At 68.7% G+C, this 15,063-nt stretch carries 13 protein-coding genes; 6 read left to right on the forward strand and 7 right to left on the reverse strand.

Going from position 1 to position 15,063, the window contains the following annotated elements:
- Positions 1–573: a gamma-glutamylcyclotransferase gene (locus AC1DYU_RS12405; protein ID WP_158483478.1), complete on the reverse strand. Its 573-nt coding sequence runs from the start codon at positions 571–573 to the stop codon at positions 1–3.
- Positions 574–703: 130 nt separating this feature from the next.
- On the opposite strand from AC1DYU_RS12405, the gene AC1DYU_RS12410 reads away from it, so the two are divergent.
- The gene (locus tag AC1DYU_RS12410) at positions 704–1,756 is read left to right on the forward strand and encodes a DUF2125 domain-containing protein (protein WP_476791894.1); all 1,053 of its coding nucleotides are present in this window, start codon (positions 704–706) and stop codon (positions 1,754–1,756) included.
- A gap of 58 nt (positions 1,757–1,814) precedes the next feature.
- On the opposite strand, the gene rpoH is transcribed toward AC1DYU_RS12410, so the two are convergent.
- The 4 genes from rpoH to AC1DYU_RS12430 all read right to left on the reverse strand — a co-directional run bounded on the left by rpoH (position 1,815) and on the right by AC1DYU_RS12430 (position 7,774).
- Positions 1,815–2,711 (reverse strand): RNA polymerase sigma factor RpoH, encoded by an 897-nt coding sequence (gene rpoH, locus AC1DYU_RS12415; RefSeq protein WP_054142207.1) that lies wholly within the window; start codon positions 2,709–2,711, stop codon positions 1,815–1,817.
- 215 nt (positions 2,712–2,926) lie between these two features.
- Entirely contained in the window at positions 2,927–3,970 is a 1,044-nt protein-coding gene (locus AC1DYU_RS12420) for an RluA family pseudouridine synthase (RefSeq protein ID WP_476791895.1), read from the reverse strand.
- 62 nt (positions 3,971–4,032) lie between these two features.
- Positions 4,033–5,724, reverse strand: a complete 1,692-nt coding sequence (locus AC1DYU_RS12425; protein WP_476791896.1) for a heme biosynthesis HemY N-terminal domain-containing protein — start codon at positions 5,722–5,724, stop codon at positions 4,033–4,035.
- Positions 5,725–5,740: 16 nt separating this feature from the next.
- The gene (locus AC1DYU_RS12430; RefSeq protein WP_476791897.1) at positions 5,741–7,774 is read right to left on the reverse strand and encodes a uroporphyrinogen-III synthase; all 2,034 of its coding nucleotides are present in this window, start codon (positions 7,772–7,774) and stop codon (positions 5,741–5,743) included.
- 316 nt (positions 7,775–8,090) lie between these two features.
- Between AC1DYU_RS12430 and tsaD the strand changes: the two genes are divergently transcribed.
- The 4 genes from tsaD to AC1DYU_RS12450 all read left to right on the forward strand — a co-directional run bounded on the left by tsaD (position 8,091) and on the right by AC1DYU_RS12450 (position 10,992).
- Positions 8,091–9,164, forward strand: a complete 1,074-nt coding sequence (gene tsaD, locus AC1DYU_RS12435; RefSeq protein ID WP_158483484.1) for a tRNA (adenosine(37)-N6)-threonylcarbamoyltransferase complex transferase subunit TsaD — start codon at positions 8,091–8,093, stop codon at positions 9,162–9,164.
- Positions 9,161–10,159: an NAD(P)H-dependent glycerol-3-phosphate dehydrogenase gene (locus AC1DYU_RS12440; RefSeq protein WP_476791898.1), complete on the forward strand. Its 999-nt coding sequence runs from the start codon at positions 9,161–9,163 to the stop codon at positions 10,157–10,159. Before tsaD ends, AC1DYU_RS12440 begins: the two co-directional genes overlap by 4 nt.
- 13 nt (positions 10,160–10,172) lie before the next feature.
- Positions 10,173–10,511: a hypothetical protein gene (locus AC1DYU_RS12445; protein WP_476791899.1), complete on the forward strand. Its 339-nt coding sequence runs from the start codon at positions 10,173–10,175 to the stop codon at positions 10,509–10,511.
- Positions 10,512–10,584: 73 nt separating this feature from the next.
- Positions 10,585–10,992 (forward strand): EVE domain-containing protein, encoded by a 408-nt coding sequence (locus AC1DYU_RS12450; RefSeq protein ID WP_476791900.1) that lies wholly within the window; start codon positions 10,585–10,587, stop codon positions 10,990–10,992.
- A gap of 19 nt (positions 10,993–11,011) precedes the next feature.
- On the opposite strand, the gene AC1DYU_RS12455 is transcribed toward AC1DYU_RS12450, so the two are convergent.
- Positions 11,012–12,142: a DUF2235 domain-containing protein gene (locus tag AC1DYU_RS12455; RefSeq protein ID WP_476791901.1), complete on the reverse strand. Its 1,131-nt coding sequence runs from the start codon at positions 12,140–12,142 to the stop codon at positions 11,012–11,014.
- Positions 12,143–12,394: 252 nt separating this feature from the next.
- Here AC1DYU_RS12455 and acs point away from each other — a divergent pair, with 252 nt between their 5' ends.
- Positions 12,395–14,347, forward strand: coding sequence for an acetate--CoA ligase (gene acs, locus AC1DYU_RS12460; RefSeq protein WP_476791902.1), 1,953 nt, complete (start codon positions 12,395–12,397; stop codon positions 14,345–14,347).
- 175 nt (positions 14,348–14,522) lie between these two features.
- Here the strand turns inward: acs and AC1DYU_RS12465 are convergent, their stop codons facing one another.
- Positions 14,523–14,912 (reverse strand): RidA family protein, encoded by a 390-nt coding sequence (locus AC1DYU_RS12465; protein WP_158483490.1) that lies wholly within the window; start codon positions 14,910–14,912, stop codon positions 14,523–14,525.
- Positions 14,913–15,063 lie beyond the last annotated feature (151 nt).

Below are 15,063 nucleotides of genomic sequence, written 5' to 3' on the forward strand. Positions count from 1 at the left end.
TTAAAGCTTCGGGCGAGGAGCGGCGCCCGGCGCCAGCGCATGGGCGAGCCCGGCCAGAACCGGGTCGAAGATGCCCATCTTGCGCAGAGACTCGTCGGTCAGCAGGACATAGTCGGGATTCTCGCCTGAACTGCCCCGGCCATGGCGCACCAGTTCGAGCTGCTGCTCGCGCGGCAGACGCCCGGCATATTGCAGGTGCCGGCGGTCGGCGACATAGACCAGCGCCTTGACGTTGCGACCATCCTCCAGACGCACCGACATGTGGCGTTCGAGATAGACTGCCGTCGCCTGCTCGCGGGCGCGTAGATAATCCACCGTCTCCTGCGCTCGCTCCGCCGCGACGCGAAAGGCGAGCCCCCGGCAGACGCCGCCGCGATCGAGGCCGAGCACCAGGCCGGGCCGCTCCGGCGTGCCGCGATGGACATGCGAGAAGATGCACAGCGAGCGGTGATAACCGTGCAGCCGCGCCGGCACGCTCTCCTCAAAGGCAAAGCCGGGCCGCCAGATCAGCGAGCCATAGCCGAAGACCCAGATCTCCGATGCGCCGAAATCGGATGTCGTTGCCTGCTTCATCCCTGGCGCGTCCCATAATTTGGCCCTGCCGGCCTGCTTGATATCAGGTGCTGCCCGCGACGGTCGGCTGGCGTCCGTCCCAAGCGGGAGCTAACAATCTCCCTGCATCAGCGCAATGGACCGCCACCGCATGACCGATACCGCTCCCAGTCGCCGCAGCAGCCGCGCCTGGCTCTATTCCCCCTTCATCGCGCTCGCTCTGGCAGCCGCCGCCTGGACTGGTTTCTGGTTTGTCGTGCGCGGCCGCGTCATCGACGCCGTCGATACGGCGCTGGCCAAGGAAGCCGGGCTCGGCCGCAGTTGGGACTGTACCGACCGCAGTGTCAGCGGCTTCCCCTTCCGCGTCGAATTGCGCTGCGGCACGCTGGCGCTGTCATCGGCTCGCTGGGGCGAGACGGTGCGCGTCCAGACCGGCCCGGCGCTGGCCGTCGGGCAGATCTACACGCCCAACCTTGTCATCGCCCAGATCACCGGCCCATTGCAGGCGACGCTGCCCGAGGGCCGCAAGCTCGACCTCGCCTGGACGCGGCTCGAGGCCAGCCTGACCCATAATGCCGGCGACCCCGAACGGCTTTCTCTGGTGGTTGCCGGCCCCAGCGCCAGTCTGACCGCACCGGGCCTCAGCCCCGAAAGCTGGCGGGCGACCTCCCTGGAGGCGCATCTGCGCCGCAACCCGACCCGCCCGGCGACCGATCAGGCTGTCGATCTCGCCATCGCCGCCAAGGGCTCGGTCCTGCCCGCGCTCGACGCGCTGATGGGCACAGCCGAACCCGGCGACGTCGACATCCAGGCGACGCTGACACAGGCCGAGGCCTTTAAAATCGGCCTCAACCCGGATGCGCTCGAAGCCTGGCGCAATGCGGCCGGCCAGATCGAGCTCATCAGGCTGGTCTCGATCAAGGGCCCGGCCCGCATCGAGGCGACCGGCCAGTTCCTGATCGACCAGACCCACCGTCCGGCCGGCCAGATCCAGGCTTCGCTGGCAGGCATCCGCCAGATCGCCGGCGTGCCCATCGGCGGCATCGCGGCCGGCCTCGGCGGCCTGCTCGGTGGGCGCTTGAGCGCGCAATTGCCCGGCGCGGCACCCGGCCTCACCGCGCTGCCGCCCGTGGTGCTGCGCGAGGGCCGCGTCTATCTCGGCCCGATCCGCCTGCCACTCCAGCCGCTGCCGGCGCTGTACTGACCAACGAAAAGGGGCGCGGAAACCGCGCCCCTGAATCTCGATTGCAGAGCCGAACGTGTCAGGCCGCAGGCAAAGCCGCCCGCGGCGATTCGATCCGCGTCAGCGCCTTCTTGACAGCGTCCTGCACCTTCTCGAAGGCACGCACCTCGATCTGGCGAACGCGTTCGCGCGACACCCCGAACTCCTCGGAGAGCTGCTCCAGCGTGATCGGGTCGTCGGCCAGGCGGCGCGCCTCGAAGATCCGCCGCTCGCGCGGGTTCAGCACGTCCAGCGCCTCCCGCAGCGCCGAATGGCGGTTGTCGGCCTCTTCGGAATCGGCGAGGCGGCGCTCCTGGCTCTCGCTATCGTCGACGAGCCAGTCCTGCCATTCGCCCTCGCCATCCTCGCGTAGCGGCGTGTTGAGCGATGCGTCGCCGCCGAGGCGGCGGTTCATGTCGATCACGTCCTGCTCGTTGACGCCGAGCTTGGTGGCGATGGTCTTGACCTGCTCGGGGCGCAGATCGCCCTCGCCCAGCGCCGAAATCTTGCTCTTGGCCTTGCGCAGGTTGAAGAACAGCTTCTTCTGATTGGCGGTGGTGCCCATCTTCACAAGCGACCAGGAGCGTAGGATGTATTCCTGGATCGAGGCCTTGATCCACCACATCGCATAGGTCGCGAGCCGGAAGCCCTTGTCGGGCTCGAAGCGCTTGACCGCCTGCATCAGGCCGACATTGCCTTCCGAGACGACCTCGCCGATCGGCAGGCCGTAGCCGCGATAGCCCATGGCGATCTTGGCGACCAGCCGCAGATGCGACGTGACGAGCTTATGCGCCGCGTCGCGGTCGCCATGCTCGCGCCAGCGTTTGGCCAGCATGAATTCCTGATTCGGTTCCAGCATCGGGAACTTGCGAATCTCGTCGAGATAACGTGAAAGTCCGCCCTCTGCGGACAGGACGGGCAGCGAGGCACTCGCCATGCTGGTTCTCCTTGTCGGGCCCCCGCTTCGCGGCAAACCCACCGCGCGATCAACCTTCGCGCAGGTTCGGATGTCATGATCGTAACCCAACGCGGGAACCCTTCGCGGGTTCGGGGCGGGCCGGTCATTTGCGGCGCCCCCTTGGCCATCCGCATCCGACACGCATTATATCCCAAGACAGATTGGCGGAAAGTGGGCAGGCAGGCCAGATCGGCTCACAGCCTCGCGAGCGCAGCTTGCAGATTTGCAAACTCGGCCGGCGGCTGCGATTCAAACAGCAATTCCTCGCCGGTGACCGGATGCTCGAAGCCGAGCACGGCGGCATGCAGTGCCTGGCGTCCGAGGCCGGTCAAGGCGTCCTGCGCCGCCCCGGGCAGGCGGCTCGCCTTGGTGGCGAAGCCAGAGCCGTAGAGCGCGTCGCCCAGCAGCGGGTGGCCGAGATGGCTCATATGCACGCGGATCTGGTGGGTGCGCCCGGTCTCCAGCCGGCATTCGACCAGGCTCGCCAGCGGCTCGGTCTCCTCATTGCCCTTCAGCAATGGCGGGTAGCGCTCGACCACGGTGAAATGCGTGATCGCCTCGCGCCCGCGATCCTCGCCGACGACCATCATCTTCTCGCGGTTCTTGTTCGAGCGCTCGATCTGGGTCGTGATCGTGCCATGCGGGCGGCGCGGAAAGCCCCAGACGATGGCGAGATAGGCCCGCTGCAGCGGCCCGGTCCGGCCATGGTCGGCGAACTGCTTGGCCAGGCCCTGATGCGCCTTGTCGGTCTTGGCGACGACGAGCAGCCCGCTGGTATCCTTGTCGAGCCGGTGCACGATGCCGGGCCGGCGGACCCCGCCGATGCCCGACAGGCTCTCGCCGCAATGGGCGATCAGCGCATTGACCAGCGTGCCGTCCTCATGCCCGCCGGCGGGATGGACCACGAGCCCGGCCGGCTTGTCGATGACGATGAGATAATCATCCTCATAGACGACATCGAGCGGGATATCCTGCCCCACCGGATCGGGCGGGCGGGCAGCGGGAATGACCAGCGCGATCTCGTCGCCCTCGACCACCTTGCGCTTGCCATCGGTCGCGACGACGCCGTTGAGGCGCACGCCGCCATCCTTGATGACCTGCTGCAGCCGCGCCCGCGAAATCTCGCTCGCCAGCATGGCGAGCGCCTTGTCGAGGCGTTCGCCGGCCTGTTCGGCTGCGACATGCAGGGTGGCGCCGGAGCCCGTCGGCACCGCTTCGAGGTTCGTTTCGGATGTCATGACGCACGCTATAGGCCGGGCAGCCTCAAGCCGCACGCCTTTTCGCGTCAGAGCAGAGCCCTTCAGCCGAACAACCGGAACTTGCCCTTCTTGTCGTCGGCTGGGGGCGCCTCGTCGGGACCCGGATCATCGGGTGCATGTGCGACCGGGAAGATCACCGGCTTGAGGCGCCCGTCGAGCGCAGCCGCCGCGACGGGTTCCGCAGCCTTCTTCGGCTCCGGCTTTGCCTCGGCGGCTGGCGCAGGCACGGGCGGGGCGACCGGCGCTGGCTCCGCCGGCGGCGCGGGAGCCTGTACCTCTTGCTTCGGCTGTTCCACCACCGTGGCGGGTGCAGGCGGAGAAGGCGGCGGTGGCGGCGGCGCGACCGTGACGATGGGCTCGGGCTCGACCGGCTCGGCTCTTGCCTCGATCAGCGGCGTCGAATCGTCGATATCGGCGAGCACGTCGTCGAGCCCCGGCGCATGGCTGCCGAGCGTCGCCGGCGGCACTGTCCAGACGAAGGCGTCGAGCCGGCCCGAAATCGGCGAGACCGGCATCCAGCTGTCGGAAACCAGCCCATCGGCAACCCAGGCTGCGTCTCGCGGTGCGCGCGTCGCTCGTGAGAGCCATTCGCGGACGCGGCCCGCCGCTCCGTACTCGGCCTCCTCGAGCTCCGCCATCAAGAGGCAGACGCGCACCGAGGCGCCGCCTGCGAGCAGCGGCTTCAGCGCCTCGCGGGCCTTCTGGAAGTCGCATGCATGGATCGCCGCGCCCGCCAGCGCGAGCACGCCTTCGGGATCGGAGGGTCGCAGCTTCGCCAGCGTCGTCGCCCGCGCCAGCCGGTCCTGCGCACTGTCGCCAGGACGGACATCGAGATAGGCGGCGGCGATATCGGGATGCGAGACCTCCTTCCAGGCAGCCTCCAGCAGCTTGACCGCCTTGCGGACATCACCGCGCTCGGCCAGCATCCGGCCGGCAAGAGCAGCAGCCGGCGTCAGGCCGGGCGCGAGCTTGGTCGCCTCCAGCGCCGCAGCCAGCGCCTTCTCCGGCTCGCTGCCGCGCGCCTCCAGCGCCTCGGCGGCGAGCAGCACCGCGCGCTGGCGCCTGGCATCGGCCTTGTCGGCGAGGCGCAGCGCCGCGCGGCGCTCGACGGCGGTGCGGGCCGCCTGCCAGTCCCCGGCGCTGGTGTGGAAATCGAGCAGCGCGTCATTGGCCCAGGCGAGCGAGGGCGAGCGCCGCACGGCGTCGTCGGCAAAAGCCCGCGCGGCCGCCATGTCGCCGCGGCGCTTGGCTTCGACGAACAGCCCGCGCAGGCCGAGCACGCGCGTCTCCGGCTTGTCGAGCATGGTCTTGAAGGCGGCTTCCGCTCGCCCGCGGTCGCCCGAGAGCTGGGCGGCCTGCGCCTCCAGCAGCAGCGTCAGCGGCTCGTCGCCGGCGAAGCGGCGCGCATCAACGGCGTGGCGCCCGGCGGCGATCGGATCGCCCGCGCCGATCGCGACCATGCCGCGCGAGACGGCCTCAAAACCGCGCGCCCGGCGCCTGGCGCGCGAGGCGAAGCTGAAGGCGGTCGGCAAGCCGAAGACGAAACGCACCAGCCCCCAGGCGAGCATCGCCAGCATGGCGAGCACGACCACGCCGATGGCGGCGATGGCGACGCTCGTGTCGATCCGCCAGCCCTGCCAGACCACCGAGACCTCACCCGGCCGGTCGGCGAGCCAGACGGCACCGACGGCGAGCGCGGCGAAAACGGCGAGATAGAGCAGTACGCGAACCATGAACCTCTATCCTCCGTCAGCCGGCCACGCCCAGCGCGGCCACTGCATCCTGCGCGATTTTCGAGATCGCCGCATCCGCCGCCGCGCGCTTCTGCAGGGCGCCGCCGAAATCGGCGCTGGCGCGGCGCGCCGGCTCGGGCAGTTGCGCCCATAAACCGGCGGCCGCGACGATGTCACCCTTGGCGATGGCGTTTTCGAGCCGGATCGGCAGCGTCGCGGGATCGTTGGCGCCAGTATCGCCGATCGGGCGGATGCTGACGATGCGGCTGGCAAGCCCGAGCAGACGATCCTGCCAACCAGCTGTAGCCGGCATGAGCTCGCGGGCAAACATCGCCCGATGCGTGCGCAGCTGCGACAACAGCGCGTCCTTTGTCGGCGCGCCCGACGCGGCGACAGCATTCAGCGCCGCGAGTTGCTCGGGCGCACCGCCACCCTTGGCGAGCGCGGCGACATCATTGGCGAAGGGCGCGCCCGAGGCGAGCGCGGACTGGACGCGCTCGGCCAGCACGATGCGCGCGGCGGCCAGCGCCTGCGGGCTCGGCGCGGCAGCTGCCTTCGCCAGGGTCTCGACCGTGCCGATGCGGGCGGTGGTCCGTTCGAGCTGCTGCCCGACGGCGTTGGCGGCGGCCTCGGCCCGCTGCGCCTGGGCATTCAGCCCGGCGATGGCGCTGGCCTCGGGCGCCTGAGTCCCGGCGACCTCGTTGGCGCGCGTCGCAGCGGCCTGAGCCGTCGCTCCCGCCTTCGCTGCGGCATCGGATGCAGCCGCCGTCTTACGGTCGAGATCGGTCGCAGCGCTCTGCAGCGTGTCGAGGCGGCGCTGAAGCGCGGCAATCTGTTCGGGTGTGACGGCGGGCGTCGCCTGGCTCATTGCCAGCATGACGAGGCCGGCGCCGACCACGCCGCCGACGAGACCGGCCAAGGCGAGCGCCGGCAGCGGCAGGCGCGATCGGGCGGGGGGAACAGAGGACGCCGACGCGAGATGCGGCGGCACAGCGCCCGCTGGTTCTTCGCCAGACGCGGTGGATCCGGCGCCGACTTTTGCCGCAGCTGAGAATTCCTGCGGCAGCGCCTCGGTCGGCAGGACCGCCTCCGGGGCCATCTCGGCCGCGGTCGACGGGGCAGCGGTATCCGCCTTTTCGTGGGGAACTGCGGGCGCGCTTGTGTCCTGCGCGGTCAGTTCGATCGTCGGCGCCGTCCGGCCGGACTTGCCGCGCGCTCGGGTTCCGGATGGGCTGCCAGCACCGCTGGTAGGCGTCTCGGGATCGTTCATCGCGTCCTTGTCCGTCTCGACGCCATCGGGCGCAACCGCGCCCTCTGTAACATCCCCATCGCGACGATTGCGAGCGGACACTTGGTCCAGCGCCGCCAGCAGCGCGGCCTCCTCCGGATACTCCGCCACCAGCACGGTGCTCGCGCCTGCCGAGATCAGCGGACCCGCCACGTCCGCCGAGAGCGCGACATGGGTCACGTCCAGCAAGGCCTCGAAGACCCCGGCATCGCGCGCCAGCGCCAGGCAGGTCCGCACCCCGCGCGCCGAGTAATGCAGGGCGCCGTCGACGCTGCCCTGCCGCAAGGCCTCCCGCGCCTCCGCCGGGAAGACCGACACGGCCTGCGCCGCGTAGGCCTCCCAGATCGCGACCTCGAAGCCGGCTTTCGTCAGCCTGCCATCGACATCCTCGTGCCGATCGCGCGCGACGATCAGCAGCAACCGCGCCGGAGCCGCGAGATTGTCGCGGATCAGGCCGATCAGATCGTCGCGATTGCCGTTGGCGCTGCGTGCGTCCTCGAAGCCGGCCTCGCGCACCTTGGCGGCAGTGCGCCCACCGACGGCGAAGACCGGCAGCTCCCGCCAGGCCGGCGGAAGGTCCGCGAGCGCGGCCACGGCGTTGCCGCTGGTTAGCACGACCGCGGCGAACGGCCCTTCAGGCGCCGGATCCGGCAGGCGCGTCACCGCAAACAGCGGTGTCACGATCGGCTCATGGCCACGCGCGCGGATCGCGGCGGCAGTGCGCTGCGCCTCGGCCGGAGGGCGGAACACGAAGATGCGCATGCGGTCTCCTCTCGTCTCAACCGGGCATGCACATCAATCCCGCGCGCTGCCGGAACGCGCAAGCCGGGGGCCGTCCGAGGTGCCGCAGCCGAAGGCTCCGGTCGCGTAGGCCGCTCCCTGTCCCAATCGTCGATGAGGGCGCCGGTTCCCGGCATCCTCCCGATCTTGCACGCCGGGACGCAGACGGATCGCTCAGGCCCTTGGCCTTCTGCGCGCCGGCGCACTATACGAGAGAATTCCCGGCGCGACAGCGCTGGACCGTCTCCCGCCGGCCATTGGCCCCTTTCACCCGCAGCCGAGACCTTGTCGACCGATCATGCGTGTTTTGGGGATAGAGACGACTTGTGACGAGACCGCGGCTGCGATCGTGTCGGTCGAGCGCTCTGGTGAGGTCAAGATCCTGTCGAACGAGGTGCTGAGCCAGATCGCGGCGCACGCGGCCTATGGCGGCGTCGTGCCTGAGATCGCCGCGCGCGCCCATGTCGAGGCGATCGACCGCATCGTCGAGCGAGCCTTCGAGACGGCCGGCATGAAGCCCGCCGACATCGACGCGGTGGCGGCCGCAGCCGGCCCCGGCCTCGTCGGCGGCGTCATGGTCGGCCTGACCACCGCCAAGGCGATCGCGCTGGTCACCGGCCGGCCCTTCATCGCGATCAACCATCTCGAGGCCCACGCCCTGACGGCGCGGCTGACCGACGACCTCGCCTTCCCCTATCTGCTGCTGCTGGTCTCGGGCGGCCACACCCAGCTTCTCGCCGTGCGCGGCGTCGGCGATTATCTCAAGCTCGGCGGCACCATCGATGACGCCGTCGGCGAGGCCTTCGACAAGATCGCCAAGATGCTGGGTCTGCCCTATCCTGGCGGCCCCTCGGTCGAGCGCGAGGCGCTGAAGGGCGATCCCGAACGCTTCGATTTCCCCCGCCCGATGCAGGGCAGGCCCAATCCCGATTTCTCGCTGTCGGGCCTCAAGACCGCAGTGCGGCTGGTGGCGGAGCGGATCGCGCCGCTGTCGGATCGCGATGTCGCCGATCTCTGCGCCTCCTTCCAGGCCGCCGTCGTCGATGTGCTGGTTGACCGTACGCGGGCGGGCCTGCGCGCCTGCACCGCCGCCGGCATCAGCCCCTCGACGCTGGTCGTGGCCGGCGGCGTCGCCGCCAACCAGCCGATCCGGCGCGGGTTGACGCGCCTCGCGACCGAGGCCGGCCTACCGATGGTGGCTCCGCCGCTGCCGCTCTGCGGCGACAACGGCGCCATGATAGCCTGGGCCGGTATCGAGCGGCTGCGGCTCGGCATGATCGACGACATGAGTGCGGTCGCCCGCCCGCGCTGGCCGCTCGACGAATTGCGGCCGCATGATGCGGAGCCCGTCCCAACCAGCGTCGCGGAATGACGACCGCAGGCGATTTTCGCACCATCGGCGTCGTCGGCGCCGGCGCCTATGGCGCAGCTTTGGCTCTCGCCGCCGCCCGGGCCGAGCGCCAGGTGCTGCTCTGGGCGCGCGATGCGGCGACGGTCGCAGCCATCGACACGACACGGATGGTCCCGCGGCTGCCCGGCGTCGCCCTGCCGGAAAGCGTGTCGGCGACCACCGAACTCGGCGCGCTCGCCACAGCCGACGCCATTCTCGTGACCGTGCCGACGCAGAGCCTGCGACAGGTCTGTGAGGCGCTGGCGCAGGTCTTGCCCGCCGGACGCCCGGTGATCTCGGCCGCCAAGGGCATCGAGCAGACGACCGGGCTGTTCGCCACCCAGATCGTCGCGCAGGCCTGGCCGGGTTCGGTGCCTGCCATTCTCTCCGGCCCGAGCTTCGCCGCCGATATCGGGCGCGGCCTGCCGACCGCCGTGACGCTCGCAGCCGAGGTCCCCGATCTGGCGCAGGCTTTGGCCGAGGCTCTGAGTTCGCCCGCCTTCCGCATCTATCACAGCGCCGATCCGCGCGGCGTCGAGATCGGCGGCGCGGCCAAGAACGTCCTCGCCATTGCAGCCGGCATCGCCATCGGCCTCGGCTATGGCGAAAGCGCCCGCGCCGCGCTCGTAGCCCGCGGCTTCGCCGAGCTGCGCCGCTTCGGCGAGGCCCATGGCGCGCAGGGCGAGACCCTGATGGGGCTGTCAGGGCTAGGCGACGTCGTGCTGAGCTGCGCCTCGGCCCAGTCGCGCAACTTCGCCTTCGGACTGGCGTTGGGCCAAGGGCACAGCGTCACCGAGGCGTCCGGCGGCGCGCTGGCCGAAGGCGCCTTCACAGCCTCGATCCTGGCGCGGATGGCCCAACTGCGTGGTATCGAGATGCCGATCGCCGAGGCCGTCGCGGCCATCATCGCCGGCACCAGCGGCGTGCGCGAGGCGGTCACGGGCCTGCTTACCCGCCCGCTCCGATCGGAACTGTAGAGGGAGATCGAGCATGGCTAACGACTGGTCGGATTTGACGAAGCGCGTGGCGAAGGGCATCGCCGAGGTGCGCAAGACCACGGGCTCGGAACTCGTCGCCGAGAGCATGCCGGTGGCGCTCGCCGGTCGCGTGCCGGCAGGACCGGTCATCCAGCATCGCCGCCGCAGGGCGGAGGGCACGCATCGCTTCGTGCTGATCCTGCCCTTCGGCGAAGGCGAGGTCCGAGTCGAGCTCGAACCGCAGGATTACGCCTCGCTGACGCGCGAGATGGTGCGCTTCTGGAACGAGCAGGGTCCCGAGGCCTCGAAGCCGCCGGTGCCGCTGGCGGATCGTGAAGCCGGCGAGGAATAGCCGGTAGGCAGCTCACCACGAATTCGCTATCGACGAATCCGACCTTTCGCCCCCTGCACCGACCGAGATCCCCATGGCCCACTGGCTGATCAAATCCGAACCCTCGAAATGGTCCTGGGACCAGCAGGTCGCGGCCGGCGCCAAGGGCACGCATTGGGACGGCGTCAAGAACCACACCGCCAAGCTCCAGCTCATGGCGATGAAGCTCGGCGAACAGGTCTTCTTCTACCACTCCAATGAGGGCCTCGAAGTCGTCGGCATCGTTGAAGTCATCAGGGAAGCCTATAACTGGATTCCCGGCGAGCCCTGGGTGCTGGTCGATTTCAAGGCGGTGAAGCCGCTGCCGAAGCCGGTGACGCTGGCGCAGGTCAAGGCCGAGCCAAGGCTTTCGAAGATGTCGCTGGTGACCTCGTTCCGGCTCTCAGTCCAGCCCGTCGCCGATGACGAATGGGACCTCGTCTGCAAGATGGGCGGGCTTTGAGGGCAACCGTTGCCGGGTTTCAATTCCGGTAATAGGACGCGAAGGGCGGGTGCAGGCGCAGTGCGCGCGGCCGATACGGCGCCATCGCCGTCAGGATCGGAACCGCCGCTGCCTTGAGACGTGGCTCGACGGCCGGCGCCATCGCCGCGGGTAGCGGCTGGAAGCGGTTCGCGACGAAATGCTCGCGCGTTCCCTCCCGCCAGGGCAGCCATGAGGTCGCGCGCTCATCATGCTGCAGGCCCTGCGGATCCGGCCGCAATTCGGCGAGCAGGCCCGTTTCGACCAGCAGCGGATGCGCAGTGGCGCGAGCCTCGTCGATCATCCACGACAGGGTCAGGTCCGACAACCCCATCTGCAGGCCATATCCGCCGCCGATATCGGTGTGCACGCCTGCGAACCAGAGCTGCTTGATCTGGCCCGGCGGTGCCTGCGTCTCGTCCCAGAGCTCGGGCGCGAAGACCTCGCGATTCTCGTCGATCGCCAGGGCCTGGCGGCCATGGGCGACCTGGCGGTTGAGGACGGGATCATGGAATTTGTGCCGCCCCGGCAGGCTGCCGATCGCCGGCAGGCCGAGCGCGCGGACCGTGTCCCAGACGCCGACGAAGAAGGGCGGATTCGAGCTCGATCCGTGCTCCCCACGGAAGGCTTCAGCCGCGCGAGCCCGCTCGGCCGCATCCTTGACCATGTAGACGCTGACAGCCTGTGCCGCGAGCTTGCGCACGATGGGATCGACGAGTGCGGCGGCGAAATCGTCCCAATGCCTGACCTTCGGCAGGCCCGCCGGCACGCCGCAAAGGCCGAGCACGCCGCCAAGACTGCGGACGGTGTAGGCGCCTCGGCTGAAGCCGAACAGGAAGAGGCGGTCTCCCGGCTCATGGCTCACGAGCAGCGCGGCATAGCAATCGATGATGTTGTCTGTAATGCCGTAGCCCGTGGCCTGCGCGAGCGCATCCTTGAGGCGACGGAACAGGCTGCGCCGTTCGCCGCTGTCCGGATCGGCGCCGAGTCCCGGATCATAGAAGCAGATCTGCGCCCCGGGATCGACCTCGCGCGTCGCCATGAACAGGCGGTAGATGTTGGTCCAGTTGATCGGGTTCGCGCCGCCGGCCTGGCCGGTGCCGTCCGAAAAGATGCAGATATTTTTCGGCATGGCCGCTCTCCAGCAGACGCATGCTACCATAGGACAAGACGCACCGGGGATTGTTTGCCCGCAAACCCGCTCTAACAAGGGGTTTCTGCCACGAAAGTGCGACGCCGCGCGGCTTGGCCCGGCCCCGCCTGCTCCCTATGATGCGCGCAATTCAAAGGAAGCGGACAAGAGCGTGCCATCGCACCGACCCGGCTCCGAACCGCAACGCTGACGGACCGACGCGAACGGCCCGAGTCTGGGGAGACGCCTGCCATGACCGAGATGATCTATGACGTGCCCGCCGCCTGGGCCAAGAAGGCCTGGGCCAACGACGCCAAATACAAGAAGATGTATGCGGCCTCGATCAAGGACCCGGATAAGTTCTGGGGCGAGCACGGCAAGCGGATCGACTGGTTCAAGCCCTACACCAAGGTGCGCAACGCCAGCTACAAGCCGGGCAAGGTCTCGATCAAGTGGTTCGAAGACGGCACCACCAATGTCGCCTATAACTGCATCGACCGGCATCTCGCCACCCGCGCCAAGCAGACCGCGATCATCTGGGAGGGCGACGACCCCTCCGAGTCGAAAAAAATCTCCTACGGCCAGCTCTATACCGAGGTCTGCAAGTTCGCGAACGTGCTCAAGGCCCACGGCGTCAAGAAGGGCGACCGCGTCACCATCTACATGCCGATGATTCCGGAAGCCGCCTACGCGATGCTGGCCTGCGCACGCATCGGCGCGATCCATTCGGTGGTGTTCGGCGGCTTCTCGCCGGATTCGCTCGCCAGCCGCATCGAGGATTCCGATTCGAAGATCGTCATCACTGCCGATGAGGGCCTCCGCGGCGGCCGCGCCGTGCCGCTGAAGAAGAACGTCGATGCGGCCGACGACAAGGTCAAGGGCGGCATCGGCACGGTCATCGTGGTCAGGCGCACCGGTGGCCACGTCACCATGAAGGCGGGCCGCGACGTCTGGTATCACGACGAGGCTGCCAAGGCCTCGGGCCATTGCCCCCCGGCCGAGCTCAAGGCGGAGGAGCCGCTCTTCCTGCTCTACACCTCGGGTTCGACAGGCAAGCCCAAGGGCGTGTTGCACACCACCGCCGGCTATCTCATCTACACCGCGATGACCCACCAATATGTCTTCGATTACCATGACGGCGACGTCTACTGGTGCACGGCGGATGTCGGCTGGGTGACCGGCCACAGCTACATCCTCTATGGCCCGCTCGCCAATGGCGCGACCACGCTGATGTTCGAGGGCATCCCGACCTATCCGACGATCTCGCGGTTCTGGGAGGTCATCGACAAGCACAAGGTCAACACCTTCTACACCGCCCCGACCGCGATCCGCTCGCTGATGGGCGCCGGCGAGGACCCGGTCAAGAAGACCAGGCGCAAATCGCTGCGCCTGCTCGGCTCGGTCGGCGAGCCGATCAATCCGGAAGCCTGGGAGTGGTATCACCGCGTCGTCGGCGAGCGCCGCGCGCCGATCGTCGACACCTGGTGGCAGACCGAGACCGGCGGCATCCTGATCACACCGCTGCCGGGCGCGACAAGGCTCAAGCCCGGCTCGGCGACGCGGCCCTTCTTCGGCGTCAAGCCTGAGATCGTCGATGCCGAGGGCAAGGTGCTGGAGGGCGCCTGCGAGGGTAACCTCGTCATCGCCGAGAGCTGGCCCGGCCAGATGCGCACGGTCTATGGCGACCACAAGCGCTTCGAGGAAACCTATTTCGCGACCTATCCGAACAAGTATTTCACCGGCGACGGCTGCCGGCGCGATGCCGACGGCTATTACTGGATCACCGGCCGCGTCGACGACGTCATCAACGTTTCCGGGCACCGCATGGGCACGGCGGAGGTCGAATCAGCCCTGGTCGCGCACCCTTCCGTCTCGGAGGCTGCGGTCGTCGGCTACCCGCACGACATCAAGGGCCAGGGCATCTACGCCTATGTCACGCTGATGACCGGCGAGGAGCCAAGCGAGGCGCTGCGCAAGGACCTCGTCGCCTATGTCCGCAAGGAGATCGGCCCGATCGCCTCGCCCGATTTGATCCAGTTCGCGCCGGGCCTGCCCAAGACCCGCTCCGGCAAGATCATGCGCCGCATCCTGCGCAAGATCGCCGAGGACGAATTTTCCGCGCTCGGCGACACCTCGACGCTCGCCGACCCCGCCGTGGTCGACGACCTGATCGCCAACCGCCAGAACAAGCGCAAGGCGGGGTGAGAGATATCGGTTTCTGATGACCGGGCTGATCCTGCCTCGGAAACACCGTGTCATCCCGGGCCTCCCCCGGGATCCATCATAGGACGCGACGGTACCCTATGATGGATCCCGGAGCTCCGCTGCACTGCGTCCGGGATGACGGCGGTGGTTCACTGTCTGACTGACCGGCTTGCCGTCACAACGCCGCCGCGAGCACCTCGATCTCGACCTTGAACGCCGGCAGCGTGAAGCCGGACACGATGACCAGCGTCGAGGCCGGCGGCGGTGTCGCGACATGGGCGTCGCGCGCTTCCATATAGGCCTTCATATAGGCTCGGTCGGTGACATAGGCGTTGATCCTGATGATATCCGACAGCGTCATCCCTGCCTCGGCGAGGATCGCAGCGATATTGGCGAAGCAGAGATCGGCCTGGGCGCGCGCATCCTCGGGGATCGTGCCGTCGGCGGCGACGCCGAGCTGCCCCGAGCAGGCCACGAGCCGGTATCCCGCCGGCACCGCGATACCGTGGCTGTAGCGTGCGAAGGGCTTGGCGATCGAGGGCGGAGCGAGCGGCGTCATCGTCATGTCCTGAGCATCTCCTGAAGAACGTCAGGACTATGCCTCGCCGGCCCATCGGGAACCAGATCGTTCACGCCGGGTTCGCAAGCGAAACCGGCTGCGCTATGGACGCGTAGCAGGATCATGCTCATGTCACGTTCACCGGGCTGGTCTAGGC

The organism is Allobosea sp. P2_B12, from assembly GCF_056404835.1.

Coding starts and splice junctions, on each gene's coding strand:
- AC1DYU_RS12405 (WP_158483478.1), bottom strand. CDS start 573: ATGAAGCAGGCAACGACATCCGATTTCGGCGCATCGGAGATCTGGGTC.
- AC1DYU_RS12410 (WP_476791894.1), top strand. CDS start 704: ATGACCGATACCGCTCCCAGTCGCCGCAGCAGCCGCGCCTGGCTCTAT.
- rpoH (WP_054142207.1), bottom strand. CDS start 2,711: ATGGCGAGTGCCTCGCTGCCCGTCCTGTCCGCAGAGGGCGGACTTTCA.
- AC1DYU_RS12420 (WP_476791895.1), bottom strand. CDS start 3,970: ATGACATCCGAAACGAACCTCGAAGCGGTGCCGACGGGCTCCGGCGCC.
- AC1DYU_RS12425 (WP_476791896.1), bottom strand. CDS start 5,724: ATGGTTCGCGTACTGCTCTATCTCGCCGTTTTCGCCGCGCTCGCCGTC.
- AC1DYU_RS12430 (WP_476791897.1), bottom strand. CDS start 7,774: ATGCGCATCTTCGTGTTCCGCCCTCCGGCCGAGGCGCAGCGCACTGCC.
- tsaD (WP_158483484.1), top strand. CDS start 8,091: ATGCGTGTTTTGGGGATAGAGACGACTTGTGACGAGACCGCGGCTGCG.
- AC1DYU_RS12440 (WP_476791898.1), top strand. CDS start 9,161: ATGACGACCGCAGGCGATTTTCGCACCATCGGCGTCGTCGGCGCCGGC.
- AC1DYU_RS12445 (WP_476791899.1), top strand. CDS start 10,173: ATGGCTAACGACTGGTCGGATTTGACGAAGCGCGTGGCGAAGGGCATC.
- AC1DYU_RS12450 (WP_476791900.1), top strand. CDS start 10,585: ATGGCCCACTGGCTGATCAAATCCGAACCCTCGAAATGGTCCTGGGAC.
- AC1DYU_RS12455 (WP_476791901.1), bottom strand. CDS start 12,142: ATGCCGAAAAATATCTGCATCTTTTCGGACGGCACCGGCCAGGCCGGC.
- acs (WP_476791902.1), top strand. CDS start 12,395: ATGACCGAGATGATCTATGACGTGCCCGCCGCCTGGGCCAAGAAGGCC.
- AC1DYU_RS12465 (WP_158483490.1), bottom strand. CDS start 14,912: ATGACGATGACGCCGCTCGCTCCGCCCTCGATCGCCAAGCCCTTCGCA.